Genomic DNA, 26510 nt, shown 5'->3' with positions numbered 1-26510 from the left:
GACGGCTGGGCCTCCCGGGGTACGCGTAGAAGTCGTGCGGCGGTGGACGAGGCGGTGGACGCGGCTGCGGCCGTCGGCCGCGGCCGCCGGGCTCAGGGGGCGTGGCGGTCGCGGGCGCCGAGGCCCTCGTCGTCGGAGTCCGTCCACAGCGAGCTGTCGTACGGCGTGTCCGGGACCGTCACCATCAGGGACGTGTCCGGCCCGGCCGCCGGCGCCGGTTTCTGCCGCTTGGCCTGCTGCTCCAGCTGCTCGACCTTGCGTGTCAGCTCGTCCAGGTTGCGCCGTACGGCACTGAGATCGTCTTGCAGAGACATGACCTGCCCTCACTTCCGCGGGTGCGGTGGCAACGCCCATGTGCGCCTGCGAGTCTCGCGCTTCCCGTCCCCGGTTGTGAAGGGACGTGCAGCGATTGCGGGCGCGCAGGCGTGAACTGTGCGCCCCTCCCTGACCCCATTCTCATCCCTCTTGCGGGGGAATGCCCGTCCGCCCCGCCGTGGCATTGGTCCGCACGGGTGGGGTTCGCGGCGTGGCGCGCGGGCGCTGCGAGAGGTGCGCCCGGCCGTGGATTTCAGTGGGTTCCGGCAACCGGTGTGATCAGCTCCATATACCGCCGAACGTGATCATGCTTCCCCCACGCCCCGCCCCCGGAGGTACCACCCATGTCCCAGAGAAGGCGCAGGTCCTTGGCGCTCCTGACCTCGGGAGTCCTCGCACTGCCGCTGCTCGCGGGCTGCGGCGCGGGTGACGACGAGGGCGGACCGGCCGCCGCAGGACAGGACATCGCCGCGACGGCCCGCGACCGGGTCGCCGACGGGGGCGTCCTGCGCTGGGCCGTGGACTCGCTTCCGGGGACCCTGAACACCTTCCAGGCGGACGCGGACGCCACCACCACCCGGATCGCCGGAGCCGTGCTGCCGCAGCTGTACGTACTGGACGCCAAGGGGCGGCCGGTGGCCAATCCCGACTACCTGGAGAAGGCCGAGGTCATCGAGCGGGAGCCCAAGCAGGTCGTCCTGTACAAGCTGCACCAGCAGGCGGTGTGGAGCGACGGCCGTGAGATCGGCGCCGCCGACTTCGTGGCGCAGTGGCGCGCCCTGAACGGCAAGAACTCGGCGTACTGGACGGCCCGCAACGCGGGCTACGAGCGGATCGAGAAGATCGAGCGGGGCAAGACCGACCTGGAGGTCAAGGTCACCTTCGCCAAGCCGTACACCGACTGGCGCTCGCTGTTCACCCCGCTCTACCCGAAGCAGGTCACCGGCACGCCGGATGCCTTCAACGAAGGGGCCCGCAGCGCCCTCCAGGCCACCGCCGGACCCTTCAACCTCGGGGCCCTCGACCGGAAGACCGGCACCGCGACCCTGACCCGCAACCCCCGCTGGTGGGGCCACCAGGCCAAGCTGGACACCCTGGTCCTGACGGCCGTGCCCCGGGCGGAGCGCCCGGCCGCGCTGGCCGCGGGGAGGCTCGATCTGGCGGAGATCGACCGTGCGGGCGCCGACCGCATCGCGCTGGCCCACCGGGACGCCGACCGCCGGGGCGGCGCGGGCTCGGGCGGGGCCCCGGCCCACGGACCGGCCGCCTCGCTGACCGCGGCGCAGGCCACGCTGTCGTGGGCGACCGCCTTCGGCGCGGACGAGGGCGAGGCTGCGGCGGAGCAGGAGAGCCGCCGGAAGAAGGCCGAGGCGGTGCAGCGGTACGCCGACGAGCAGGTGGCCCTGCGGGGCTTCACCGTACGGAAGTCCCTGGAGCCGGCCTACACCCAGCTGGCGATGAACGGGGCGTCCGGCCCGCTGGCGGACGGACGGGTGCGCCGGGCGGTGGCCCGGGCCCTTGACCGGCAGGCGCTGGCCGAGATCGTACTGAAGCCCCTGGGCCTGCCTGCGAAGCCGGTCGGCAGCCACGTGGCGCTGGCGGGGCAGCGGGCGTACGCGGACAACAGCAAGACCCTCGGCGGGCAGGACACCCAGGCGGCGCAGGCGCTGCTCGCGGACGCGGGCTGGCGCCGGGGCGGCAAGCTCACCGAGCCTCCGGGCGCCAAGGCGGGCCCGCAGAACGCAGGGCAGGACGACGGGAAGACCCCGTCGGGCCCGGGCACCGGCAACGACGGCCTATACATCGTCGGCCAGGACGACGAGCGCAACGGTGATCTGCGGTCGGCGACCGCCGACCTGCGCGCGGCGGCGGCCCGTGGCAAGGTCCTGGGGCCGAAGGCGGGTCCGGTGGCCGCCGAGCCGGGAGCCGCCCCCGCGGACCCCGGAGCGGCCCCGGCCGCCCCCGCCGACCACGAGGGGCACAGCGGCGACGGCCTGCCCGTGTACCGGTACCTGCCGGAAAGCCCGGAGCACGGCTCCGACGGCGAGATCGTCGACGCCGACCGCTTCGCCGAGGGCCCCCGGGACCAGCCCTCCCCGGTACTGGCCCCCGCTCCGTTCGCCGCCCAGCAGGAGGCCTCCCTCCTCGCGCAGGCCCGCAGGGCCGGGGCCGTGGACGACGGCAAGCGCACTCCCGCCCGGGACGGCGACGCGGCCGATGCCGCCGAGGCCTCCCCGCCCCCCGCCAAGCAGGCCGTCCGTACCTCGGGCTCCGTGCTCGCCAAGGACGGCAAGCCGCTCACCCTGCGCTTCGTCCTCCCGGCCGGCCCCGGCTCCGAGTCCCTGCGCACGGTCGGCGAGCGGATCGCCCAGATGCTGCAGAAGGTCGGCGTGAACACCGAGACGACCAAGGTGGCCGACGAGAGCTTCTTCAAGGACCACATCGCCTCGGGCCAGTTCGACCTGGCCCTCTACTCCTGGCCGACGACCGCCTACCCCGCCACCGACGCCCGGCCCATCTTCACCAAGCCGGAGCCGGCCGCCGACGGCTCGCTCCTGGTCGAGCAGAACTACACGCGGGTCGGCACCGACCACATCGACCAGCTCTTCGACCAGGCGCTCGGCGAACTGGACGAGGGGGAGTCCCGGGAGCTGATCCGCAAGGCGGACGCCCGGATCTGGGCCGCCGCCGGTTCCATCCCGCTCTACCAGCGCCCGGAGCTGGTGGCAGCCAAGCCGGCCGTGGTCAACGCCGGCGCCTTCGGTCTCGGCTCGCCCCGCTTCCAGGACATCGGCTGGAAGAAGCCGCCGACGGCCAAGGACAAGAAGAAGTAGTGACGGAGCGGGCCTGGGCCGGCGCTGCTCAGGCGACGCTCCTGGCCCCCGACGCCCCGGCCCGGAAGGGCCGGGGCATCCTCCGGTCGTTTCGGTGACAAACCGGTGCCGGACGACGGCCCCGAGCTCAAATGTGACTCAAGTCGCTTGCCCGCCGGATCCGCGGCGGGCAAGGTCGTGGATACCCGTTGACCCGCACGAACACAGGCAGGACCGGCGGCCGAGATTCCCCACCCCGACCTCGGCCGTTCTCAGTCGTCCGGCCTCTTGACAGACCCCCCGGCAGGCGGTTCCCGCTACTCGACGTACCATGGGGTAAGGCCGTGGCAGGTTTTCCGCCCGGTCGAGGCTCGCGTGCCGGACCGTACGCGCCGCCATCCACGATCCCGGGAGAAGCGCCGAAGTGCCCACGCGCCACGACATCCGTAACGTCGCCATCGTCGCCCACGTCGACCATGGCAAGACGACCATCGTCGATGCCATGCTCAAGCAGGCCGGTGCCTTCGCCGCCCACCAGCACCTCGACGACCGCATGATGGACTCGAACGACCTGGAGCGTGAGAAGGGCATCACGATCCTCGCCAAGAACACGGCGGTGAAGTATCACCCCAAGGACGGCGGGGCCCCGATCACGATCAACATCATCGACACCCCCGGCCACGCCGACTTCGGTGGTGAGGTCGAGCGCGGTCTGTCGATGGTGGACGCCGTCGTTCTGCTGGTGGACGCCTCCGAGGGTCCGCTGCCCCAGACCCGCTTCGTCCTGCGCAAGGCCCTGCAGGCGAAGATGCCGGTCATCCTCTGCATCAACAAGACCGACCGCCCGGACTCCCGGATCGACGAGGTCGTCAACGAGACGTACGACCTCTTCCTCGACCTGGACGCGGACGAGGACCAGATCGAGTTCCCGATCGTCTACGCCTGCGGCCGTGACGGCGTGGCCTCGCTGACCAAGCCGGAGGACGGCACCGTCCCCGCGGACAGCGACAGCCTGGAGCCCTTCTTCTCCACCATCCTGGCGCACGTCCCGGCCCCGGTGTACGACGAGGAGGCCCCCCTCCAGGCCCACGTCACCAACCTGGACGCCGACAACTTCCTCGGCCGCATCGCGCTGGTCCGCGTCGAGCAGGGCGAGCTGCGCAAGGGCCAGACCGTCGCGTGGATCAAGCGTGACGGCACGATTTCCAACGTCCGCATCACCGAGCTGATGATGACCGAGGCGCTCGCCCGCAAGCCGGCCGAGGTGGCGGGCCCGGGTGACATCTGCGCGGTCGCCGGTTTCCCCGACATCATGATCGGCGAGACCCTGGCCGACCCTGAGAACCCGATCGCCCTGCCGCTGATCTCGGTGGACGAGCCGGCGATCTCCATGACCATCGGTACGAACACCTCCCCGATGGTCGGCCGCGGCGGCAGCGGCAAGGGCGCGGACGCCAAGTCCGCGGTCAAGGACCGCAAGGTCACCGCCCGCCAGGTCAAGGACCGCCTCGACCGCGAGCTGGTCGGCAACGTCTCGCTCCGCGTCCTCGACACCGAGCGCCCGGACGCCTGGGAGGTCCAGGGCCGTGGTGAGCTCGCGCTCGCCATCCTGGTCGAGCAGATGCGCCGTGAGGGCTTCGAGCTGACCATCGGCAAGCCGCAGGTGGTCACGCAGCAGATCGACGGCAAGACCTACGAGCCGGTCGAGCGCATGACGATCGACGTTCCCGAGGAGCACATGGGCGCGGTCACGCAGCTCATGGGCGTCCGCAAGGGCCGCATGGACAACATGTCGAACCACGGCTCCGGCTGGGTCCGCATGGAGTTCGTCGTCCCGTCCCGCGGCCTCATCGGCTTCCGTACGGAGTTCCTGACGGGCACCCGCGGTACCGGTATCGCCCACTCCATCCACGAGGGCTACGAGCCGTGGTTCGGCCCGCTGGTCACCCGTAACAACGGTTCGCTCGTCGCGGACCGCGCGGGCTCGGTGACGCCGTTCGCGATGATCAACCTGCAGGAGCGCGGTGTCCTGTTCACCGACCCCGGCACCGAGGTGTACGAGGGCATGATCGTTGGCGAGAACTCGCGCTCCGACGACATGGACGTGAACATCACCAAGGAGAAGAAGCTCACCAACATGCGTGCGGCTTCGGCGGACAACACCGAGAACGTGGTGCCGCCGCGCAAGCTCTCCCTGGAGCAGTCCCTGGAGTTCTGCCGCGACGACGAGTGCGTCGAGGTGACCCCGGAGGCCGTCCGCATCCGCAAGGTCGTCCTGGACCAGAAGGAGCGCTCGCGCACCGCGTCGCGCGCCAAGTCCGCCAAGTAGTACCGGCAACCCCCGGTCACCGCTTGGCCGTTGGCTGAAGATCGATCAACGAACAGCCCCTCCCGCCATGTTCTTCATGGCGAGAGGGGCTGTTCGCGTTTGTCAAGCGGATTACGAGGTTCTGGTGTCCGCATACCGACCGTGACACTCCGGAAGTTGAGCTAACCGTCCGTTTCGCACGTGTCTGTCTCCTATCCGTTTGTCCGGATTTCGGGTTTTCGCCATGCGGTGATGTTGTGAAAACGAGACCACATAAGTGTGGTTTACGGTCTGGGTGTCCCTGAGGATGGCTCCATTGAGCTCGGGTCAATGGGTCACGCGCTGTGGGGAGCGCCGACTCACGAGCACGCACGACGGGGGCCGGATTTCGCTGTCAGGGGTGTCAGCGGGGCCGGGCCCTTCACGTATCAACAGTGACTCCTGAGGAGGCAATTACCCATGCGCGGAGCAACGAGCGCCAAGTGGGTCGCGGGTGCCGTCGTCGTGGCGATGGCAGCCACGGCTTGCAGCACCAGCAAGGACTCGACCGCAGCCAAGGGCGGCGGCAACATCACCGTGGTGCTCGGCGAGCCGCAGCACGGTCTGGTGGGTCAGAACACCGCCGAGTCCGAGGGCGCCGAGGTCCTGAACGCGCTGTTCGCCGGTCTGGTCGAGTACGACAACAAGACCAACGAGGCGAAGCTCGCGGTCGCCGAGTCCATCGAAACCACGGACTCCAAGACCTGGACGATCAAGATCAAGGACGGCTACACCTTCCACAACGGCGAGAAGGTCGACGCCCAGTCGTTCGCCCGCGCCTGGAACTGGGGTGCCAACCAGGACAACGCCGCCGAGGCGCTGCCCTTCTTCGACAAGATCGAGGGCTCCGAGGAGCTGGCGCCGGGCAAGGACAAGAAGCCCACCGCCACCGAGCTCAAGGGCCTCAAGGTCGTCGACGAGAAGACCCTCACCGTCACGCTGAAGGCTCCGTTCTCCCAGTTCAAGACCATGCTGGGCTACAACGCCTTCTACCCGCTGCCGAAGGCGTTCGAGGCCGACCCGAAGAAGTTCGGCGAGGCCCCCATCGGTAACGGTGCCTTCCAGATGGACGGCGCCTGGGAGCACAACAAGCAGATCAAGATCAAGCGCTACGACAAGTTCCCGGGTGAGAAGGCGAAGCTCGAGGGCGTCACCTTCAAGATCTACGACAACCTGGACACGGCGTACAACGACCTGCGTGCCGACACCATCCAGATCGTCGACAAGCTCCCGATCTCGGCGATGGCCACCGTCTCTCAGGAGTTCGGCGACCGCTACATCTACAAGCCGGAGTCAGGCGTCGGCTACGTCGGCCTCCCCCTGAAGACGAACGCCGAGGCGTTCGGCAAGGTCGAGATCCGCAAGGCCATCTCCATGGCCATCGACCGGGACGCCATCACGAAGACCATCTTCAACGGCACCCGCAAGCCGGCGGACGACTTCATCAGCCCCATCGTCCCGGGTTACCGCAAGGGAGCCCTGGGCGAGGTCGGTACCTACAACCCGACCAAGGCCAAGGAGCTCTTCACCCAGGCGGGCGGCGTTCCCGGCAACAAGATCGAGCTCGGCTACAACGCCGACGGTGGCCACAAGGAGTGGATCGAGGCCGTCGCCAACCAGCTGAAGGCGAACCTCGGCATCGAGGTCACCGCCAAGCCGTTCGCCAAGTTCGGCGACATGCTGACCGAGCTGGGCGACCAGAAGTACAAGGGCGCCTTCCGCATGGCGTGGTCCATGGACTACCCCGCGGCCGAGAACTACCTCCGCCCGATCTTCTCGAAGAACGCGATCGACCACGGGTCCAACTACGGCGCCTACGTGAGCGAAGAGTTCGAGACGCTGATGGACCAGGCGGACAAGACCGCCAACGAGGCGGAGGCCATCAAGCTGTACCAGCAGGCCGATGACGTGATCATCAAGGACCTGCCGTACATCCCGATCTTCACCTACATGTCTTCGTCGGCCTACTCCAAGTCCGTGAAGAACGTTGAGATCGACGCCCAGGGACGCATGGACCTGGCCAAGGTCGAGCTCAACTAACACCCCTCTTCACTAAGGGGCACCAGGGGCGGGCAGGCGGAATCAGGTTTCCGCCTGCCTGCCCTTCCCCCTGCTCTTCTGTTGGAGGTCTGATGGGCCGCTACCTCATCCGCCGACTGATACAGGCGATCCCTGTACTCTTCGGTGCCACATTCCTGATCTACGGGCTGACGCTCGGACTGGGTGACCCCGTCCAGGCGCTGGCCGGCGAGAAGAAGGCAGACCCGCTCGTCGCGGCGATGCTGAGAGAGAAGTACCACCTCGACGACCCGTTCCTGCTGCAGTACTGGAACTACATCACCAATGTGTTCCAGGGGAACTTCGGCGAGACGCTGAACGGGCGTCAGGTACTCGACCTCATCACCGAGGCGTTCCCGTACACGATCAACCTCGCGATCGTCGCCTTCGTCATCGAGGCCCTGTTCGGCATCCTCGCCGGCATCATGGCGGCCCTGAGGCGTGGGAAGTTCCTCGACCAACTGGTCCTGCTGTCGACGCTGTTCCTGATCTCGATCCCGGTGTTCGTGACGGGCTTCATGCTCCAGCTGGTCCTCGGCGTCGAGCTGAAGAACAACTTCGGCATCGACTTCTTCCCGGTCTCCTTCAACGAGGCCGACGGCTTCCGGGCGTACATCCTGCCGGGCTTCATCCTCGCCTCGACCTCCCTGGCGTACGTGACCCGACTGACGCGTACCAGCCTGATGGAGACCATGCGTTCGGACTACGTCCGCACCGCGACGGCGAAGGGCCTGCCCCGTCGCAAGGTCGTCGTCAACCACGCCCTGCGCAACGCCCTCATCCCGATCGTCACCTTCCTCGGCGCCGACCTCGGCGCACTGATGGGCGGCGCGGTCATCACCGAGAACATCTTCAACATCAACGGCATCGGCGGTCTGATCGCCCAGGCCATCCGCCTCGACCAGGGCACCGTGCTCGTCGGCGTGGTGACGCTCCTCGTCCTCGTGTACCTCGTCGCCAACCTGATCGTGGACCTGCTCTACGCCGTGCTCGACCCGAGGATCCGCTATGCGTGACACAACTTCGGTGGAGGACTCGATGACCGACACCCAGACCGCCGGCGCCCCCGCGAGCACGGGTGCGGCCGGCAAGGGCACCCAGGGCGGTGACAAGAAGCAGGAGCGCGTCGCGAGCCTGTGGTCCGACGCCCTTCACGACCTGCGCCGCAACCCGGTGTTCCTCATCGGCGCCTTCATGGTGTTCTGCATGCTGGTGCTCTCCGTCGTCCCGGGCTGGTTCACCAACGGCACGCCCTTCGACGCCACCGCCTGCAAGCTCCAGGACTCCCTCAAGCGTCCGAGTGCCGACCACTGGTTCGGTTTCGACGTCCAGGGTTGCGACATCTACACGCGTACCATCTGGGCCGCCCGCAACTCGGTGATCGTCGGCATGCTGACGACCACCCTCGTCCTCGTCGTCGGTGGCGGGCTCGGCCTGCTGGCCGGCTGGCTGGGCGGAATCTGGGACAGCATCCTCTCCCGCATCACGGAGATCTTCTTCGCGGTTCCGCTGCTCCTCGGCGGCATGCTCATCATGTCCGGTCTGGAGGGCAACGCCTGGACGGTTTCCCTCGTCCTCGCCACCCTCGGCTGGCCGCAGATCTTCCGCATCATGCGGTCCTCGGTGCTCCAGAACAAGAACAACGACTACGTGGTCGCCGCTCGCGCCCTGGGCGCCGGCACCCTGCGCATCACCATGCGGCACATCCTGCCGAACGCCATCGCCCCGGTCATCGTGGTCGGTGCGATCAGCCTCGGTGTGTACATCGGTGCCGAGGCCGCGCTGTCCTATCTGGGCATCGGCGTCCAGCCACCCCAGATCTCCTGGGGCCTGATGGTGAGCGACGCGAAGGACCGCTTCCTCCAGGCACCCCACGTGCTCCTGTTCCCGGCCGCCGCGCTGAGCATCACCGTGCTCGCGTTCATCATGGTCGGCGACGCGGTGCGCGACGCCCTCGACCCGAAGCTGCGCTGAGGAAGGGCGTACGTTGACCATCATCGACAAGACCTCGAACGTCCCCGCGCCCCGATCGGCGCCGGAGGGCATCCCGCTTCTCGAAGTGCGCGACCTGCACGTCGAGTTCCACACCCGCGACGGCGTGGCCAAGGCCGTCAACGGAGTCTCGTACTCCGTGAACGCCGGCGAGACCCTCGCCGTGCTCGGCGAGTCCGGCTCCGGCAAGTCCGTGACGGCGCAGGCCATCATGGGCATCCTCGACATGCCCCCGGGCAAGATCCCGCACGGCGAGATCCTGTTCCAGGGCACCGACCTGCTGAAGCTCCCGGCCGAGGAGTACCGCAAGGTCCGCGGCCAGAAGATCGCCATGATCTTCCAGGACGCGCTCTCCTCGCTGAACCCGGTGCACACCGTCGGCGCCCAGCTGGGCGAGATGTTCCGCGTGCACCGCGGGATGTCCAAGAAGGACTCCACGGCCAAGGCCGTCGAGCTCATGGACCGGGTGAAGATCCCCGCCGCCAAGGCGCGCGTGGGTGACTACCCGCACCAGTTCTCCGGCGGTATGCGCCAGCGCATCATGATCGCCATGGCGATGGCCCTGGAGCCCGATCTGATCATCGCCGACGAGCCCACCACGGCTCTCGACGTGACGGTCCAGGCCCAGGTCATGGACCTGCTCGCGGAGCTCCAGCGCGAGATGAACATGGGCCTGATCCTGATCACCCACGATCTCGGCGTCGTCGCCGACGTCGCGGACAAGATCGCCGTCATGTACGGCGGCCGGATCGTCGAGAACGCCCCCGTCCACGATATCTACAAGCGCCCGGCGCACCCGTACACCCGCGGTCTGCTGGACTCGATCCCGCGCCTGGACCAGAAGGGCCAGGAGCTCTACGCGATCAAGGGCCTCCCGCCCAACCTGCTCAATATCCCGGCGGGCTGCGCCTTCAACCCGCGCTGCCCCAAGGCGCAGGACATCTGCCGCACCGACGTGCCGGCGCTGCAGCCGGTCACCGAGCAGGACGGCACCGAGCTGGCCGGGCGCGGCAGCGCGTGCCACTTCTGGAAGGAGCAGCTCCATGGCTGAGCTCACCAAGAACGCCACCGAGCGCGAGCCGATCCTCCAGGTCCGCAACCTGGTCAAGCACTTCCCGCTGACCCAGGGCATCCTGTTCAAGAAGCAGGTCGGCGCGGTCAAGGCCGTCGACGGGATCTCCTTCGACCTGTACCGGGGCGAGACCCTCGGCATCGTCGGCGAGTCCGGCTGCGGCAAGTCCACCGTCGCCAAGCTGCTGATGAACCTGGAGCGCGCCACCGCGGGCGATGTCCTCTACAAGGGCGAGGACATCAGCCGGCTGTCCGGCAAGGCCCTCAAGGCCGTGCGCCGCAACATCCAGATGGTGTTCCAGGACCCGTACACCTCGCTGAACCCGCGGATGACGGTCGGCGACATCATCGGCGAACCGTACGAGATCCACCCGGAGGTGGCTCCCAAGGGCGACCGGCGGCGCAAGGTCCAGGAGCTGCTGGACGTCGTGGGCCTGAACCCCGAGTACATCAACCGCTACCCGCACCAGTTCTCCGGCGGCCAGCGCCAGCGCATCGGCATCGCCCGCGGCCTCGCGCTCAACCCGGAGATCATCATCTGCGACGAGCCGGTCTCCGCGCTCGACGTGTCGGTGCAGGCGCAGGTCATCAACCTGATGGAGAAGCTCCAGGACGAGTTCAGCCTCTCCTACGTCTTCATCGCGCACGACCTGTCGATCGTCCGGCACATCTCCGACCGGGTCGGCGTCATGTACCTGGGCAAGATGGCCGAGATCGGCTCCGAGACCCAGATCTACGACCACCCGACGCACCCCTACACGCAGGCGCTGCTGTCGGCGGTCCCGGTCCCGGACCCGGAGGTTCGCGAAGGCCGCGACCGGATCATCCTCACCGGTGACGTCCCTTCCCCGGCCAACCCGCCGTCGGGCTGCCGCTTCCGCACCCGCTGCTGGAAGGCCCAGGACAAATGCGCCACCGAGGAGCCGCTGCTGGCGATCCCGGAGCGCTTCAAGGGCCAGGACACCTTCGCCGCGCACGAGTCGGCGTGCCACTTCGCCGAGGAGAGGGCCGTTCTCTCGGTCTGACCCGCTCGGCAGTACGGCGTCCAGGGCGCCCGGCACCGGATTCCTCCGGTGCCGGGCGCCCTCGCCGTATGCCCGTCCGCGCAAAGGCGGTTGCGGCCCGGCCCCGGCCCGCCCGAGAGTGGGCCGATGACCGCCATGCTGACCGTCCGGCCCGCCGGGCCCGGGGACGCCCCCGACATCTGCGCCCTGCTCAACGCCGTCGACGTCATCGAGATCGGCCGGCCGGAGACCGACCTCGGCACCGTCGAGGCCGACCTCCACCACCCCGAGGTGGACCTCGCCACCGACTCCTGGCTGGCCTTCGAAGGCCCGAAGCTGATCGCCTACGCCCTCGTCTGGGCCGACTCCGGGCCCGGCCGGATCGACGGGGACCACTACGTGCTGCCCGGACACCGCCAGGCAGCCCTGCGGCTGCTGGAGCTCATGGAGGCCCGTGCCCGCGCGATGGCCGCCGGCGCCGGGACGGGCGGCGTACTGCGGCTCCAGCTCAATGTGAAGCCCACCCTCGACCTCACCCTCCTGCGCGGGCGCGGCTACCGCACCATCCGCCGCTACCAGGTCATGACCCGCTCCCTGTCCCGGGCCCGCGATGCCGCGCCCGTTCTTCCCGCCGGCCTGAGCCTGCGCCACTGCGGAGCCGACGAATCCGACCGCCGCCGGGCCCACGCCCTGGTGGAGGAGACCTTCGCGGCCCACTTCGGCCATGTGGAGCGCGCGTACGAGGCCTGGCTGGACCACCTCGACGCCCGCGCCCTCGACTGGTCCCTGGTGTGGATCGCGAGCCTGCCCGGCCAGGGCGACGCGGCGGTCCTGCTCACCCGCGACGACCGTACGAGCATGGGCTGGATCAGCCACATCGGCGTACGGGAGGACCTGCGCGGCCGCGGCATCGGCGGCGCCCTGCTGCGCCACGGCTTCGCCGCCTACGCGGCCCGCGGCAGGGACACCGTGGGCCTCGGCGTGGACACCCACAACGAAACCGGCGCACTCGGGCTCTACGAGGCGCACGGCATGACCCTGCACTACGCGGTCGACACGTGGGAGCTGACTTTGCACTCGCAGGGGTGACAGGCGGGTGACGCGCGGGTGCAATCGGTCGAAGGATGAGTGCACGGCGCCTCACATGAGGTGACATTGGGCCCAACGTGAGTCTTGGGATTCCAAAGGAGGCACTCCATGCGCGGAGCCACCCACGCCAAGTGGGCCGCATGCGCGGTGGCCGTCGCCCTCGCGGCGACGGCCTGCGGCGGTGGAAGCGAAAGCGGTGGAGGCGCCGACGGAGGAATCGTCAGCTCCTCGTGGGGTGACCCGCAGAACCCGCTGGAGCCCGCCAACACCAACGAGGTGCAGGGCGGCAAGGTCCTCGACATGCTCTTCCGGGGCCTGAAGCGCTATGACCCGAAGACCGGCGAGGCCAAGGACATGCTGGCCGAGAAGATCGAGACCACGGACAGTCAGAACTTCACGGTCACGCTGAAGGACGGCTGGAAGTTCAGCAACGACGAGCCGGTCACCGCCCAGTCCTTCGTGGACGCCTGGAACTACGCGGCGGACGTGCGCAACAAGCAGAACAACGCCCCCTTCTTCGCGGACATCGTGGGCTACGACGACGTGCACCCGAAGTCCGGCGAGCCGAAGACGAAGACGATGACCGGACTGGTCGTCAAGGATCCCAAGACCTTCACCGTCGCCCTGAAGGAGAAGTTCTCGACCTGGCCCGAGACCCTCGGCTACCAGGCCTTCTCCCCGCTGCCCAAGGCCTTCTTCACCGACCACGCCGCCTGGCTGAACAAGCCCGTCGGCAACGGCCCGTACACGGTGGACTCGTACACCAAGGGCACCGGCATGAAACTGCGCAAGTGGGACGGGTACCCCGGCGAGGACAAGGCGCAGAACGGCGGCGTGGACCTCAAGGTCTACACCGACAACAACACCGCCTACACCGACCTGATCTCCGGCAACCTCGACCTCGTCGACGACGTCCCGGCGCAGCAGCTGAAGAACGTCAAGAACGACCTCGGCGACCGGTACATCAACCAGCCGGCCCTCATCATCCAGACGCTCACCTTCCCGCTCTACGACCCGCAGTGGGGCAAGGAGGGCATGGAGAAGGTCCGCCGGGGCATCTCGATGGCGATCAACCGCGACGAGATCACCCGGCAGATCTTCCGCGAGACCCGCACCCCCGCCAGGGACTGGACCTCACCGGCCCTCGGCGAGAAGGGCGGCTTCTCCGCCACCGCCTGCGGCGACGCCTGCGCCTACAACCCCGGCGAGGCCAAGCGGCTGATCCAGGAGGCCGGCGGACTGCCCGGCGGCAAGGTCACGCTGACCTCCAACGTGGACACCGGCTCGCACCGCGACTGGATGGACGCCGTCTGCAACAGCGTCAACAACGCGCTGGGCGAAGGGCCGGTCTGCACGGTCAACCCGGTCGGCACCTTCGCCGACTTCAGGAACCAGCAGAGCTCCTTCAAGCTGACCGGCCCCTTCCGCTCCGGCTGGCAGGCCGATTACCCGTTGATCCAGAACTTCCTGGAGCCGCTCTACTACACCGGCGCCTCCTCCAACTACGGGAAGTTCAGCAACCAGGAATTCGACAAGCTCATCGACGAGGCGAACCAGGAGAGCGACGCCGCCAAGGCGACCGTCACCTTCCAGAACGCCGAGAAGATCCTGGCCGAGCAGATGCCGTCCATCCCGCTCTGGTACCAGAACGGCAGCGCCGGACACTCCGAGCGGATCTCGGACGTGGCCCTCAACCAGTTCAGCGTCCCGGTCTACGACCAGATCAAGGTCAGCTGACCCGCCGACGGACCGACCGGACCGGGCACCCCCCGCGCCGCGGGGAGCCCGCCCGCCACCGACGCAGAGCCCACCGACGCAGAGCCCACCGACGCTGGGCCCACCGACGCTGAGCCCATTGAAAGCATGGAGCACTCCATGGGACGTTATGTGATCCGGCGGCTGCTCCAGATGATCCCCGTGTTCATCGGCAGCACGTTCCTGATCTTCTTCATGGTGTACGCGCTCGGTGACCCGGTCGCGGCCCTCTTCGGCGACAAGGCCCCCGACCCCGCCACCGCCGCGCGCATCCGCAAGGACCTCTATCTCGACCAACCCCTGTGGAAGCAGTACCTCCACTACATGGGCCAGATCTTCAAGGGCGACTTCGGCACCGCCTTCAACGGCCAGAAGGTCACCTCGCTGATGTCGACGGCCTTCCCCGTCACCCTGCGCCTGACCATCGTCGCGATCCTCATCGAGATCGTCATCGGCATCACCCTCGGCGTGATCAGCGGCCTGCGCCGCGGCAAGTCCATCGACACCACGCTCCTGGTGCTCACCCTCGTCGTGATCTCGGTGCCCACCTTCGTGACGGGCTATCTGCTGCAGTTCCTCTTCGGCGTCAAATGGGGCTGGGTGCGGCCCACCGTCTCCCCGGACGCCCCCTTCGACGAGCTGCTCCTGCCCGGCATCGTGCTCGCGCTGGTCTCCCTCGCGTACGTCACCCGCCTGTCGCGGACCTCGATCGCCGAGAACGTCAAGGCCGACTACGTGCGCACCGCCGTCGCCAAAGGACTGCCGCGCCACCGGGTCATCAGCCGGCACCTGCTGCGCAACTCGCTGATCCCGGTGGTCACCTTCATCGGCACCGACATCGGTGCCCTCATGGGCGGCGCCATCGTCACGGAGCGGATCTTCAACATCCACGGCGTCGGTTACCAGCTCTACCAGGGCATCCTGCGCAACAACGCCCCCACGGTGGTCGGCTTCGTGACCATCCTCGTCATCGTCTTCCTGCTGGCGAACCTGCTCGTCGACCTGCTCTACGCGGTCCTGGACCCGAGGATCCGTTATGCCTGAGCCCGAACCTCCCGAGCGCTACGACCCCGTCGGCCCCCGCCCGCACGAGGCGATGTCCCCCACCGGTCAGGGCGGTGCCATGGATCTGGCCCTCGATGAGGCGGAGAGTCTGGAGAAGGTCCCGGGAACGGGGCCCGCCAGCCCCGGTCCCGGGAAGGCCCGCTCACTGTGGTCCGACGCCTGGCACCAGCTGCGCCGCAACCCCGTCTTCATCATCTCCGCGCTGCTGATCCTCTTCCTCGTCGTCATCGCGATCTGGCCGCAGCTCATCGCCGGCGGCGACCCGCTGAAGTGCGACCTGTCCAAATCGCAGCAGGGATCCGGCCCCGGCCACCCCTTCGGCTACGACACACAGGGCTGCGACGTGTACACCCGTACCGTCTACGGAGCCCGCGCCTCCATCACCGTGGGCATCTGCGCCACCCTCGGCGCCGCCCTGCTCGGCTCCGCACTCGGCGGGCTCGCCGGCTTCTTCGGCGGCTGGGGCGACGCGCTGCTCTCCCGGGTCGCCGACATCTTCTTCGGCATCCCGGTGATCCTCGGCGGCCTGGTCTTCCTGTCCGTCGTCACCAGCACCACCGTCTGGCCCGTCGTCGGTTTCATCGTGCTCCTGGGCTGGCCGCAGATCGCCCGCATCGCCCGCGGCTCGGTGATCACCGCCAAACAGAACGACTACGTCCAGGCCGCCCGGGCACTCGGCGCGAGCAGCGGCCGGATGCTGCTGCGGCACGTGGCGCCCAACGCCGTCGCCCCCGTCATCGTCGTCGCCACCATCGCGCTCGGCACGTACATCGCCCTGGAGGCCACCCTGTCCTTCCTGGGCGTGGGCCTGCGTCCACCCACCGTCTCCTGGGGCATCGACATCTCCAACGCGGCCTCGCAGATCCGCAACGCCCCGCACATGCTGCTCTACCCGGCGGGCGCGCTCAGCCTGACCGTGCTCGCCTTCATCATGCTCGGCGACGCGGTGCGCGACGCCCTCGACCCCAAGCTGCGCTGAGGAGCCCCGCACATGCTGCTCGAAGTCCGCGACCTGCACGTGGAATTCAAGACGCGCGACGGAGTCGCGAAGGCGGTCAACGGAGTCGACTACTCGGTGGACGAGGGCGAGACCCTCGCCGTGCTCGGCGAGTCCGGCTCGGGCAAGTCGGTGACCGCCCAGGCGGTGATGGGCATCCTCGACATGCCGCCGGGCCGCATCGCGGGCGGCGAGATCCTGTTCAAGGGCCGCGACCTGCTGAAGATGAAGGAGGAGGAGCGGCGCAAGATCCGCGGCGCCGACATGGCCATGATCTTCCAGGACGCCCTGTCCTCCCTGAACCCCGTGCTCAGCGTGGGCGCGCAGCTCGGCGAGATGTACGAGGTCCACCGCGGCATGTCGCGCAAGGACGCCAAGGCCAAGGCCGTCGAGCTGATGGACCGGGTGAAGATCCCGGCGGCGAAGGAGCGGGTGGGGGACTACCCGCACCAGTTCTCGGGCGGCATGCGCCAGCGCATCATGATCGCCATGGCGCTGGCTCTGGAGCCCTCGCTCATCATCGCCGACGAGCCGACGACGGCGCTGGACGTCACCGTCCAGGCCCAGGTGATGGACCTGCTGGCCGAGCTCCAGCGCGAGCTGAACATGGGGCTCATCCTGATCACCCACGACCTGGGCGTGGTCGCGGACGTCGCGGACAAGATCGCCGTCATGTACGCGGGCCGGATCGTCGAGGCGGCCCCCGTCCACGAGATCTACAAGGCGCCCGCGCACCCGTACACGCGCGGCCTGCTGGACTCCATCCCGCGCCTGGACCAGAAGGGCCAGGAGCTGTACGCCATCAAGGGCCTGCCGCCCAACCTGCTGGCCATCCCACCCGGCTGCGCCTTCAACCCGCGCTGCCCGATGGCGCGGGACGTGTGCCGCACCGACGTCCCGCCGCTGTACGAGGTGACCGAGTCGCCGGTACCCCGTACCAGCGCCTGCCACTTCTGGACGGAGTGCCTCCATGCCTGAGTCCCTTCTCGAAGTGAAGGACCTCGTCAAGCACTACCCGCTGACCCAGGGCGTCGTCTTCCGCAAGCAGGTCGGCGCGGTCAAGGCCGTGGACGGGGTCTCCTTCGACCTGCGCGCCGGGGAGACGCTGGGCATCGTCGGCGAATCCGGCTGCGGGAAGTCGACGGTGGCCAAAATGCTGGTCCACCTGGAGCGACCGACGGCGGGGGTGATCTCGTACAAGGGCGAGGACGTCACCCGGCTCTCGGGGCGCGCCCTGAAGGCCGTGCGCCGCAACATCCAGATGGTGTTCCAGGACCCGTACACCTCGCTCAACCCGCGGATGACGGTCGGCGACATCATCGGCGAACCGTACGAGATCCACCCGGAGGTGGCTCCCAAGGGCGACCGGCGGCGCAAGGTCCAGGAGCTGCTGGACGTGGTCGGTCTGAACCCCGAGTACATCAACCGCTACCCGCACCAGTTCTCCGGCGGCCAGCGCCAGCGCATCGGCATCGCCCGCGGCCTCGCGCTCAATCCGGAGATCATCGTCGCCGACGAGCCGGTCTCCGCGCTCGACGTCTCCGTGCAGGCCCAGGTGATCAATCTGCTGGAACGCCTCCAGAACGACTTCAACCTCTCCTACGTCTTCATCGCACACGACCTCTCCATCGTGCGGCACATCTCCGACCGGGTCGGCGTGATGTACCTGGGCCGGATCGTCGAGATCGGCACCGACACCCAGATCTACGACCACCCCACCCACCCGTACACGCAGGCGCTGCTCTCGGCCGTCCCGGTCCCGGACCCGGACGCCCGGGCCCACCGGGAGCGGATCATCCTCTCCGGTGACGTCCCCTCCCCGGCCAACCCGCCGTCGGGCTGCCGCTTCCGCACCCGCTGCTGGAAGGCCCAGGACCGCTGCGCGACGGAGGTCCCGCTGCTCGCGGTCCCGGCGGTCTTCCCGTCGGGGCCCGCTGCGCATCCCTCGGCCTGTCACTTCGCGGCGGAGAAGCGGGTGGTGCCGCCGCCCGCCCCGATGCCGGGCCCGCCGCCGGGGCCTCCGGGGCCTCCGGGGCCTCCGGGGCCGCCGACGGGCCCGTCGGCTCCTCCCGCTCCTCCCGCTCCACCGGCTTCGTCGGCGAAGGAGTAGCCGCCGTCCGGAGAGTCCGTCAGGTCCGCGTGGGAAGTTCGCCCGCGCCGACGCCGTGACGAGCGCTCATTTCCAGCCACCTCGATGAACGCCGGTGCGGGTGCCGTAACTACGTGTCCACTGGGGTAACTTGACCGTTTCCGTCCCGAGATCTGGGCCGTGCGGCCTGGTCTCAGTGCGGCCGTGCGGGTGCCGGCAGCCGGCCGGGGAGGCGGGCGGCCTGTCCGGCCGGCCTACCCCGTGACCCTGCTCGTGCGCGGCGTGCGCCCCATGTGCTGCCGGATTTCGATCGATGCGCTGGTACGGATAGTTATGATCCGTAGCGCACGGTGGGTATGACTCTCGCCGAGCACGAATGCGCGTACCGATGTCCGCTCGACGTGGAGGTGAAACGCCGTGGCACTCTCGATCTCGGCCGTGGTGCTGCTGGCGATCGTCGTCTTCCTGCTGGTCCGCAAGTCGGGGCTGAAGGCGGGACACGCGTTCGTCTGCGTGCTCCTCGGCTTCTACCTGGCGAGTTCCACCATCGCGCCGACCCTCAGTCAGCTCACCACGAACGTGGCCAGCATGATCAGCGGACTCAAGCTGTAGGGACGCCGCACGCCCCGAGGGGTGCTAGCCCGGACAGGACCTAGGCTTGCCCCATGAACGGTCTTCCCGCCCGTCGTCTGCTCCTCGTGCACGCGCACCCTGACGACGAGTCGATCAACAACGGCGTCACCATGGCCAAGTACGCGGCCGAGGGCGCCCACGTCACGCTGGTGACCTGCACCCTGGGCGAAGAGGGTGAGGTCATCCCGCCCGAGCTCGCCCACCTGGCGGCCGACCGCCAAGACGCCCTCGGCGCCCACCGCGTCGGCGAACTCGCCGCCGCCATGGCCGAACTGGGCGTCACCGACCACCGGTTCCTCGGCGGGCCCGGCCGCTTCCGGGACTCCGGGATGATGGGCGCCCCGCAGAACGGCCGCCCCGACGCCTTCTGGTCGGCCGACGTGGACGAGGCCGCCGCCTACCTCGTGGAGGTGATCCGCGAGCTGCGCCCCCAGGTGCTCGTCACCTACGACCCGGACGGCGGCTACGGGCACCCCGACCACATCCAGGCCCACCGGGTCGCCATGCGGGCCGCGGAACTGGCCGCCGAGGGCGCGTACCGGCGCGACCTCGGCCTGCCCCACGAGATCGGGAAGATCTACTGGAACCGGGTCCCGCTCTCCGTGGTCGAGGAAGGCTTCGCCCGGCTGCGTGCGGCCCGGGGGGAGGTCCCGGTGCCGGCCGGGGGAGGCGCGACGCCCTTCCCGGGGCTGGCTTCGCCGGCCGACGTGCCGGGCGTCGTCGCCGACGAGCGGATCACCGCCGAGATCGACGCGGACGAGGCCCGGGCCGCCGCCAAGGCGGCCGCCATGCGGGCCCACGCCACCCAGATCGCCCTGGACGGGCCCTTCTTCGCGCTGTCCAACAACCTCGCGCAACCGCTGTTCACCCGTGAGTACTACGAACTGGTCGCGGGCCGGCCGGGTGCCCCGGCGGGCGAGCGGGAGCGCGACCTGTTCGCGGGGGTGGGGGCGTGACCGGGACGCTGACTCCGGGCCGGATCGCCGCCTGCCTGGGCCTGTTGGCGGCGGGCGCACTGACCGGCGCGGCTGGCTGGCTGGTGGTGGACCTGTGGTTCCCGGTCGGGCTGGTGCTCGGACTCCTGGCCCTCTTCGGGCTGTTCCTCGGCGGCCGGATCGCCGTCGGGACCGGGCTCGGCGTGGGCGGGGCCGCGGTCGGCTGGTTCCTCGCGTACGTGATGCTCAGCGTCCCGCGCCCCGAGGGGGACTTCCTGCTCAGTTCGTCCGGTATCGGCATGTACGCGTACCTTGTGGGCGGAACCGTGCTCGCTGTGATGTGCGCCACGATGCGCGGTCCGCTGGAGGGGCCCGTTCCAGCCGGGCGACCTGCCAAGTGACGTGGTGTCGGACGCCGTAGGGAGACCGGGCCCACCCTCTCGCGTGGGTAGTTGAGGGGCGTTTGGCGGGGGTTTGGCGGGGGTTTCGCGCGGGCTATGAGGAACCTTTGATTCCAGGTGGTCAGTTGCCCCCACGCGGCGGCCAGTATGGTGGACGGGCCGCCGAGCTGCCCGCGCACGGTATGACGGGCGGCGGAGCCAACTGGGAGAACCTGCCTTGAGTCGTGAAACCGACAGTTCGTCCTCCGGGCCCCAGGGGCACGGAGGAGCCGCCTACCCCTCGGGTACGCCGCCGTATGGAACCGGCCAGTACCCGTCCACGACTGTGCCACCAGGGCCTGGCGCGGCGACCGCCCATGAGGAGAACTCAGTGACCTCGAAGCCGTCTACGCCCGAATCCGACGGGCCCAAGACCGAGACCACCCTGACGACCCGGATCCGGATCAACATCCCGGGTTCGCGGCCGATCCCGCCGGTGGTCGTACGCAAGGCGATGGGTACCAGTGCCCCCGCCGGTGCGGCGACCGACGGCGAGCCAGGGGTACAGCCCGCGGCGGAGCCGACGCCCGCGCCGAGGGCGAAGCCCGAGCCGACCCGGATCCAGGCCGCACCGGAGCCGTCCCCGGCCGAGGGGGAGGGGACGCCCAGCAACTGGTTCGCCCCGCGCAAGGCCTCCGCCCCGGCGCCGGGTGCCGCACCGGGTGCCGCACCGGGTACGAGGCCGGGTGGGACGCCGGGTGCGGCGCCCACCCCGCCGCCAGCGCCCGCGCAGGGCGCGGGTTACGCCGGCCGGGCCTCCGCCCCGCCCCCGGCATCCAGCCCGAGGCCGGCGCCCACCCCGAGGCCGGCCCCCGCACCCACTCCGCCGCCCGGCCCGGCGGCGGGCGGTGCGGGCTTCGCGCCGCCGCGCACGACCCCGCCCCCGCCCGTGGCGGGCGCCGGCTTCCCGCCGCCGCGCACGACCCCGCCGCCGCCCGTGCCGGGCGGTGCGGTCTACGGCCAGGACCCGGCCGGCCCGCGCCCCGGCGGCCCCGGCGGCGGCGCGCCCCGCGGTGTCCCGGCGTACGGGAACGGCCCCGACGACAGCGGCCCCGTAACCGAGGCGTTCCCCGCGTATGCCGACCAGGGCAGCGCGGTTCCCGCCGGACCCACCGGCGGACCCGGCTTCGGCGTCGCCGGGCCCCTCGCCGGTCCTCTCGACGGCCCTCGCGCCGGCGAGGCGCCGCGCTGGCCCGGCCCCGAGGTGGGCGCCCCGGCCCCCGGACCGGCGGCCGTACCGCCGCCCGGGCCGACTCCGGGACCCGCATCGGCCGCCCGCCCCGCGCCCCCGCAGCCGAAGGGCAAGGGCAAGGCCAAGCCCGCCAAGAAGGGCCGCAAGCTGGCCCTCCTCGGCGGCGCGGCCATCGCCCTCCTCGGCGTGGCCTACGGCGCCGGGCTGCTCCTGAACCACTCCGACGTCCCCAAGGGCACCACCGTCCTCGGCGTCGACATCAGCGGCAGCCGTGACGAGGCCGTGGCCAAGCTCCAGACGGCCTTCGGTACCCGCGCCACCGCCCCGCTCCAGCTCAGCGTCGGCGGAAAGCAGGTCGAGCTGAAGCCCGAGAAGGCCGGCCTGACCCTGGACAGCCAGACCACCGTCCGCAACGCGGCCGGCAGTGACTACAACCCCGTCACCGTCATCGGCTCGCTCTTCGGCCAGGAGCGCGCGGCCACCCCCGTGATGCCGGTCGACGAGGAGAAGCTCCAGGTCGCGCTCCAGGAGCTCGCGGGCACCGCGGGTTCGGCCACCGAGGGCACGATCAAGTTCGACACGGGCAAGGCGGTGGCCGTCCCGGGTACGGCCGGCACCACCCTCGACGTGGACAGTTCCGCGGAGCACGTGACCAAGGCCTTCCGTGACATGGTCGCCACCGGCAAGGCGGCCGTGGCCGAACTGCCGGTGACCACCAAGGCGCCGGTCATCGACCAGGCGGAACTGGACCGGGCCATGAAGGAGTTCGCCGAGCCCGCGATGTCCGCCAACGCCACCGTCAAGATCGGGTCCAAGTCCATCGCCTTCGGCAGCAAGTCCCTGCCCCGCATCCTGAGCATGCAGCCGGTGGAGGGCCGCCTCGTCGAGAAGTTCGACCTGGAAGCCCTCAAGGAGACCTACGGGAACACCTTCGACGGAATCATGATCACCCGCGGCACCGGCGCCAAGACGGCGGTCACCCCGCAGGACGTCGCGGGCGCCCTCCGCACGGCCCTGCGCGGCAAGACCGCGGCCGAGCGCATCGTGGTCGTCGACACCAACCCGTCCTGACCCGCCCGGCCGACCTGGTCCGGAGCCCCCGCCCCGTCCCGGGCCCGGGGGCTCCGCCACGCCGGGCAGCGGCGCTCACCCCGCCCGGCGGACAATCCGGCCCGCGGCGGGGCAGCGTCCGGCAGGCCTTTCCGGTCACCGCACTAGTTCAGCCGCGCGCGAGCGGAGCCGGCCTCGGAGCGGAGGCGCGCCGCGACGGCGGCGTCCACCGCCTCCACCACGGCCGCGTACGCCTCCATCTCGGCCGCCCCCTCCTGGAAGGAACCCCGCTCCACCAGCAGCCGCGCCCGCTCGTAGCGCAGCGACGCCGGGTGCGACGGCAGCAGGAGCGACAGTTCCAGCGCCCACAGGGCCACGCCCGACTGCTCCGGGCGGGACGCCGCCCACGCCCGGATGTTGTTCAGGATCCGCAGGACGATGTCGAGCGTCCGGGCCGGGGTGCGCGGACCGGACGCCAGCTCCGCGGGCCCCGCTCCCAGCGAGGCGCCCCCCGCGAACGGGTCCACCACCACGCCCTCCTCCGGATCCCCGAAGCCGACCACGAAGTGCCCCGGCAGGGCCAGCCCGTACACCGGCGCACCCGCCCGCCGCGCGACCTCCAGCCAGACCACCGACAACAGGATCGGCAGCCCGCGGCGGCGCCGCAGGACCTCGTGCAGGAGCGAGGACGACAGTCGGTCGTAGTCCCCGGGCGTGCCATGGAATCCCAGCCGCGCGCCCAGCAGTTCGGTGACGGCCGACGCCCAGGCCCGCCCGCCGCGCAGCCCGTACGGCAGCATCCCCGCCAGCCGGTCCAGCTCGATCTGCGCCCAGTCCATGGCCCGTTCGTCCAGCTCCGGGTCCGCCTCCGCCGCCACCAGCAGGCACAGCACCGCCAGGTCCGGGCGCTCCGACCGGGCCTGGGCCGCGAACTGCTCCCGCCAGGCGGACGTCACCGCGCCGCCCGGTAGTGGTGGTAGGCGTGGTGCGTCGCGAAGCCCATCCCGTCGTACAGGGCACGCGCCGCCGCGTTGTCCGTCTCCACCTGGAGCCACGCCGCCGAGGCCCCTTCCTCCAGTGCACGCCGCGCCAGCGCCGCCATCACCGCCGTCGCCAGGCCCGTCCGCCGGTGCGCGGGATCGACCGTGACCGCCGCGAATCCGGCCCACCGTCCGTCCACCACGCACCGCCCGATGGCCCGGCCCCCGGGGAGCGCCGCGAACCACACCGACGGCCCCTCCACCAGCATCCGGCGGGCCAGGTCCGGGTCGGTGACCTTCCCGTAGCGCGCGAGCCACTCCTCGTCCGGGGCGCGGGTCAGTCGTAGGGCCCCGGCGGCGGGAGCGTCCACGTCGCCCAGCGGCGCCAGCGCCGCGATCCGTACCTCCGCCGACACCTCGGCCGCCCAGCCCCGCCGTTCCAGCTCCGCGCAGAGCATCTCCTGGGTGCCGACAGCACCCGTCGCGGCCTGCACGTACGCCGGAAGTCCTCGTTTCGCGTACCAGGAGGTCACTCGCGCGAGTGCATCGTCCAGCGGTATGCCGGGGTCGCCGAGCGGGAGCACGGAGTTGGCCCGCCGGGTGAATCCGGCGGCCGCCCGCAGCGTCCACTCGCCCAGCGGCTCGCTCTCCAGCGGCTGCCAGGAGCGCGCCGTGACCCGCGCCAGCTCCTCGAAGGAGGCCGCCGGGCCCCGCCGCCGGGCCGGCGCGGGCGGCACGATCTTGCCCGCCACCAGCGTCGATTCCGCGATGCGGACGGACCGGCCGTCCTTCCGTGTGATCGTCAGCACACCCTCGTCCCAGGATGTGAGAACCCCTACGGCGTCCGTGAACTCGGGGGTCCCGCCCGGGCCGCTCTCCACCCGTCGTACGGAGACTCGTTTACCCACGTCAGCCGGGGTAATACGGATTTCCAGCAGTCCACCCGCGGTGATTTCCACAGCTCTGTCCGCCCCTCCTGTTCGGATCGTGCCCGGGAACGGAGATACTAGGTGCGGGCATCGACGACGCCGCGCTCCCGCGCGATATGGAAAGCCCTACCGAGGAGGAACGAGAGCGTGACCTACGTCATCGCGGAGCCTTGTGTCGACGTCAAGGACAAGGCATGCATCGAAGAGTGCCCCGTCGACTGCATCTACGAGGGCAAGCGGTCCTTGTACATCCACCCGGACGAATGCGTCGACTGTGGTGCGTGTGAGCCGGTCTGCCCGGTCGAGGCCATCTTCTACGAGGACGACACTCCCGAGGAGTGGAAGGACTACTACAAGGCGAATGTGGAGTTCTTCGACGAGCTCGGTTCGCCCGGTGGTGCCTCCAAGCTCGGCCTGATCGAGCGCGACCACCCCTTCATCGCGGCGCTGCCCGCCGACATCAACCCCTCCGAGCACTGAGGGTTCACGGCACAAGCGCCCCTCGGTCCCGTCCGGCCCTCCCGCCGCACGGGACCGAGGTGTTTGCGACCCCCTACCCAGAGAGAGCAGAGACCTCCGTGGCCGCAGTATCCGACCGTCTTCCCGTCTTTCCCTGGGACAAGCTGGAGCCGTACAAGGCGACGGCGGCGGCCCACGCGGACGGCATCGTCGACCTGTCGGTCGGCACGCCGGTGGACCCGGTGCCGCAGCTGATCCAGCGCGCGCTGGTCGAGGCCGCCGACTCCCCGGGGTACCCGACGGTGTGGGGCACGGTCGCCCTGCGGGACGCGATCACGGGCTGGGTGCGCGGACGTCTCGGCGCGAGCGCCGCCGGACACCGCAACGTCCTGCCGGTCGTCGGCTCCAAGGAGCTCGTGGCCTGGCTGCCGACCCAGCTGGGCCTCGGCTCGGGCACGGGGCCGGTGAAGGACAAGGTGGCCTACCCCCGGCTCGCCTACCCGACGTACGAGGTCGGCGCGCGGCTGTGCGGAGCCGAGGCCGTGGTCTACGACGACCCCACCCAGCTCGACCCGGCCGGCCTGAAGCTGCTCTGGCTCAACTCCCCGTCCAACCCCACCGGGAAGGTCCTCGCCAAGGAGGAGCTGACCCGGATCGTGGCCTGGGCGCGCGAGCACGGGATCCTCGTCTTCAGCGACGAGTGCTACCTGGAGCTGGGCTGGGAGGCCGAGCCCGTCTCCGTCCTCCACGACGACGTGTGCGGCGGCTCGTACGAGGGCATCGTCGCCGTCCACTCCCTCTCCAAGCGGTCCAACCTGGCGGGCTACCGGGCGGCTTTCATCGCCGGTGACGCCGACGTGCTCGGCGAGCTCCTCCAGATCCGCAAGCACGGCGGCATGATGACCCCCGCCCCGGTCCAGGCGGCCACGGTGGCGGCGCTCGGCGACGACACCCACGTGGAGGAGCAGCGCGCCCGCTACGCCGCCCGCCGCGCGGCCCTGCGCACCGCCCTGGAGGCGCACGGCTTCCGGGTCGAGCACAGCGAGGCGAGCCTCTACCTGTGGGTGACCCGCGACGAGCCCTGCTGGGACACCGTCGGCTACCTCGCGGGACTGGGCATCCTCGTCGCGCCGGGCGACTTCTACGGGGAGGCGGGCGCGCAGTTCGTCCGCGTCGCCTTCACCGCCACCGACGAGCGCGTCGAGGCCGCGGTCAAGCGCCTGGGCTGAGCCGTCGCGCCCCGCAGTCGCGCAGGCGCGCAGTCGCGTGGTCGTGGTCGTCACGGTGCATCGCCGTA

22 protein-coding genes are annotated in these 26510 nt (G+C 70.1%); 19 read left to right on the top strand and 3 right to left on the bottom strand.

Annotated elements, in window-relative coordinates:
* Nucleotides 1-92 precede the first annotated feature (92 nt).
* Nucleotides 93-314, bottom strand: a complete 222-nt coding sequence (locus tag ABZX75_RS26750; protein WP_355414821.1) for a hypothetical protein — start codon at nucleotides 312-314, stop codon at nucleotides 93-95.
* A 345-nt stretch (nucleotides 315-659) separates the two neighbouring features.
* Between ABZX75_RS26750 and ABZX75_RS26745 the strand changes: the two genes are divergently transcribed.
* The 17 genes from ABZX75_RS26745 (at nucleotide 660) to ABZX75_RS26665 (ending at nucleotide 22866) form a co-directional block, all read left to right on the top strand.
* Nucleotides 660-3149 carry an ABC transporter family substrate-binding protein gene (locus ABZX75_RS26745; protein WP_355414819.1) on the top strand — a complete coding sequence of 830 codons (2490 nt, stop codon included), beginning with the start codon at nucleotides 660-662 and terminating at the stop codon, nucleotides 3147-3149.
* Nucleotides 3150-3552: 403 nt separating this feature from the next.
* Nucleotides 3553-5457 (top strand): translational GTPase TypA, encoded by a 1905-nt coding sequence (typA, locus tag ABZX75_RS26740; RefSeq protein ID WP_355414817.1) that lies wholly within the window; start codon nucleotides 3553-3555, stop codon nucleotides 5455-5457.
* Nucleotides 5458-5895: 438 nt separating this feature from the next.
* Complete coding sequence (locus ABZX75_RS26735; RefSeq protein ID WP_355414815.1) at nucleotides 5896-7515, top strand: ABC transporter substrate-binding protein; 1620 nt, start codon at nucleotides 5896-5898, stop codon at nucleotides 7513-7515.
* 92 nt (nucleotides 7516-7607) lie between these two features.
* Nucleotides 7608-8549 (top strand): ABC transporter permease, encoded by a 942-nt coding sequence (locus ABZX75_RS26730; RefSeq protein WP_355414813.1) that lies wholly within the window; start codon nucleotides 7608-7610, stop codon nucleotides 8547-8549.
* Nucleotides 8542-9507 (top strand): ABC transporter permease, encoded by a 966-nt coding sequence (locus ABZX75_RS26725; RefSeq protein WP_355414812.1) that lies wholly within the window; start codon nucleotides 8542-8544, stop codon nucleotides 9505-9507. Before ABZX75_RS26730 ends, ABZX75_RS26725 begins: the two co-directional genes overlap by 8 nt.
* A 13-nt stretch (nucleotides 9508-9520) precedes the next feature.
* Complete coding sequence (locus ABZX75_RS26720; RefSeq protein WP_355414810.1) at nucleotides 9521-10576, top strand: ABC transporter ATP-binding protein; 1056 nt, start codon at nucleotides 9521-9523, stop codon at nucleotides 10574-10576.
* The gene (locus ABZX75_RS26715; RefSeq protein WP_355414808.1) at nucleotides 10569-11621 is read left to right on the top strand and encodes a dipeptide ABC transporter ATP-binding protein; all 1053 of its coding nucleotides are present in this window, start codon (nucleotides 10569-10571) and stop codon (nucleotides 11619-11621) included. The genes ABZX75_RS26720 and ABZX75_RS26715 overlap by 8 nt, the downstream gene beginning before the upstream one ends.
* Before the next feature lie 126 nt (nucleotides 11622-11747).
* Nucleotides 11748-12689: a GNAT family N-acetyltransferase gene (locus ABZX75_RS26710; RefSeq protein WP_355414806.1), complete on the top strand. Its 942-nt coding sequence runs from the start codon at nucleotides 11748-11750 to the stop codon at nucleotides 12687-12689.
* A gap of 108 nt (nucleotides 12690-12797) precedes the next feature.
* Nucleotides 12798-14426: an ABC transporter substrate-binding protein gene (locus ABZX75_RS26705; RefSeq protein ID WP_355414804.1), complete on the top strand. Its 1629-nt coding sequence runs from the start codon at nucleotides 12798-12800 to the stop codon at nucleotides 14424-14426.
* 138 nt (nucleotides 14427-14564) lie between these two features.
* On the top strand, nucleotides 14565-15488 hold the full coding sequence (locus tag ABZX75_RS26700; RefSeq protein ID WP_355414802.1) for an ABC transporter permease: 924 nt from the start codon (nucleotides 14565-14567) through the stop codon (nucleotides 15486-15488).
* Nucleotides 15481-16488: an ABC transporter permease gene (locus tag ABZX75_RS26695; protein WP_355414799.1), complete on the top strand. Its 1008-nt coding sequence runs from the start codon at nucleotides 15481-15483 to the stop codon at nucleotides 16486-16488. Before ABZX75_RS26700 ends, ABZX75_RS26695 begins: the two co-directional genes overlap by 8 nt.
* Before the next feature lie 12 nt (nucleotides 16489-16500).
* Nucleotides 16501-17484, top strand: coding sequence for an ABC transporter ATP-binding protein (locus ABZX75_RS26690; RefSeq protein WP_355414797.1), 984 nt, complete (start codon nucleotides 16501-16503; stop codon nucleotides 17482-17484).
* Nucleotides 17477-18616 (top strand): dipeptide ABC transporter ATP-binding protein, encoded by a 1140-nt coding sequence (locus ABZX75_RS26685; protein ID WP_355414795.1) that lies wholly within the window; start codon nucleotides 17477-17479, stop codon nucleotides 18614-18616. The genes ABZX75_RS26690 and ABZX75_RS26685 overlap by 8 nt, the downstream gene beginning before the upstream one ends.
* Nucleotides 18617-19012: 396 nt before the next feature.
* A complete protein-coding gene (locus ABZX75_RS26680) occupies nucleotides 19013-19207 on the top strand; it encodes a hypothetical protein (protein WP_355414793.1) in 195 nt (64 codons plus the stop codon).
* A gap of 53 nt (nucleotides 19208-19260) precedes the next feature.
* Entirely contained in the window at nucleotides 19261-20184 is a 924-nt protein-coding gene (gene mshB, locus ABZX75_RS26675) for an N-acetyl-1-D-myo-inositol-2-amino-2-deoxy-alpha-D-glucopyranoside deacetylase (RefSeq protein WP_355414791.1), read from the top strand.
* A complete protein-coding gene (locus ABZX75_RS26670; RefSeq protein ID WP_355414789.1) occupies nucleotides 20181-20564 on the top strand; it encodes a DUF6113 family protein in 384 nt (127 codons plus the stop codon). The genes mshB and ABZX75_RS26670 overlap by 4 nt, the downstream gene beginning before the upstream one ends.
* Nucleotides 20565-20934: 370 nt before the next feature.
* Complete coding sequence (locus ABZX75_RS26665; RefSeq protein WP_355414787.1) at nucleotides 20935-22866, top strand: peptidoglycan binding domain-containing protein; 1932 nt, start codon at nucleotides 20935-20937, stop codon at nucleotides 22864-22866.
* A gap of 143 nt (nucleotides 22867-23009) precedes the next feature.
* Here the strand turns inward: ABZX75_RS26665 and ABZX75_RS26660 are convergent, their stop codons facing one another.
* Together ABZX75_RS26660 and ABZX75_RS26655 are read right to left on the bottom strand one after the other, a co-directional pair.
* Entirely contained in the window at nucleotides 23010-23801 is a 792-nt protein-coding gene (locus tag ABZX75_RS26660; RefSeq protein ID WP_355414785.1) for a transglutaminase-like domain-containing protein, read from the bottom strand.
* On the bottom strand, nucleotides 23798-24784 hold the full coding sequence (locus ABZX75_RS26655) for a GNAT family N-acetyltransferase (protein WP_355414783.1): 987 nt from the start codon (nucleotides 24782-24784) through the stop codon (nucleotides 23798-23800). Before ABZX75_RS26655 ends, ABZX75_RS26660 begins: the two co-directional genes overlap by 4 nt.
* A 117-nt stretch (nucleotides 24785-24901) precedes the next feature.
* Here ABZX75_RS26655 and fdxA point away from each other — a divergent pair, with 117 nt between their 5' ends.
* Nucleotides 24902-25234 carry a ferredoxin gene (gene fdxA / locus ABZX75_RS26650; protein ID WP_355414781.1) on the top strand — a complete coding sequence of 111 codons (333 nt, stop codon included), beginning with the start codon at nucleotides 24902-24904 and terminating at the stop codon, nucleotides 25232-25234.
* 98 nt (nucleotides 25235-25332) lie between these two features.
* The gene (gene dapC, locus ABZX75_RS26645) at nucleotides 25333-26442 is read left to right on the top strand and encodes a succinyldiaminopimelate transaminase (RefSeq protein ID WP_355414779.1); all 1110 of its coding nucleotides are present in this window, start codon (nucleotides 25333-25335) and stop codon (nucleotides 26440-26442) included.
* Nucleotides 26443-26510: the final 68 nt, after the last annotated feature.

The sequence above is a fragment of the Streptomyces sp. NPDC003038 genome, assembly GCF_040611115.1.
GTDB lineage: Bacteria > Actinomycetota > Actinomycetes > Streptomycetales > Streptomycetaceae > Streptomyces.
Note: the sequence above shows the minus strand (reverse complement) of the source record. Positions and strands in the feature narration are given on the sequence as shown.

Excerpts from the sequence above, each read along its gene's own strand:
- ABZX75_RS26750 (WP_355414821.1), bottom strand. The coding sequence starts at position 314 with ATGTCTCTGCAAGACGATCTCAGTGCCGTACGGCGCAACCTGGACGAG.
- ABZX75_RS26745 (WP_355414819.1), top strand. The coding sequence starts at position 660 with ATGTCCCAGAGAAGGCGCAGGTCCTTGGCGCTCCTGACCTCGGGAGTC.
- ABZX75_RS26735 (WP_355414815.1), top strand. The coding sequence starts at position 5,896 with ATGCGCGGAGCAACGAGCGCCAAGTGGGTCGCGGGTGCCGTCGTCGTG.
- ABZX75_RS26730 (WP_355414813.1), top strand. The coding sequence starts at position 7,608 with ATGGGCCGCTACCTCATCCGCCGACTGATACAGGCGATCCCTGTACTC.
- ABZX75_RS26725 (WP_355414812.1), top strand. The coding sequence starts at position 8,542 with ATGCGTGACACAACTTCGGTGGAGGACTCGATGACCGACACCCAGACC.
- ABZX75_RS26715 (WP_355414808.1), top strand. The coding sequence starts at position 10,569 with ATGGCTGAGCTCACCAAGAACGCCACCGAGCGCGAGCCGATCCTCCAG.
- ABZX75_RS26710 (WP_355414806.1), top strand. The coding sequence starts at position 11,748 with ATGACCGCCATGCTGACCGTCCGGCCCGCCGGGCCCGGGGACGCCCCC.
- ABZX75_RS26705 (WP_355414804.1), top strand. The coding sequence starts at position 12,798 with ATGCGCGGAGCCACCCACGCCAAGTGGGCCGCATGCGCGGTGGCCGTC.
- ABZX75_RS26700 (WP_355414802.1), top strand. The coding sequence starts at position 14,565 with ATGGGACGTTATGTGATCCGGCGGCTGCTCCAGATGATCCCCGTGTTC.
- ABZX75_RS26695 (WP_355414799.1), top strand. The coding sequence starts at position 15,481 with ATGCCTGAGCCCGAACCTCCCGAGCGCTACGACCCCGTCGGCCCCCGC.
- ABZX75_RS26690 (WP_355414797.1), top strand. The coding sequence starts at position 16,501 with ATGCTGCTCGAAGTCCGCGACCTGCACGTGGAATTCAAGACGCGCGAC.
- ABZX75_RS26685 (WP_355414795.1), top strand. The coding sequence starts at position 17,477 with ATGCCTGAGTCCCTTCTCGAAGTGAAGGACCTCGTCAAGCACTACCCG.
- mshB (WP_355414791.1), top strand. The coding sequence starts at position 19,261 with ATGAACGGTCTTCCCGCCCGTCGTCTGCTCCTCGTGCACGCGCACCCT.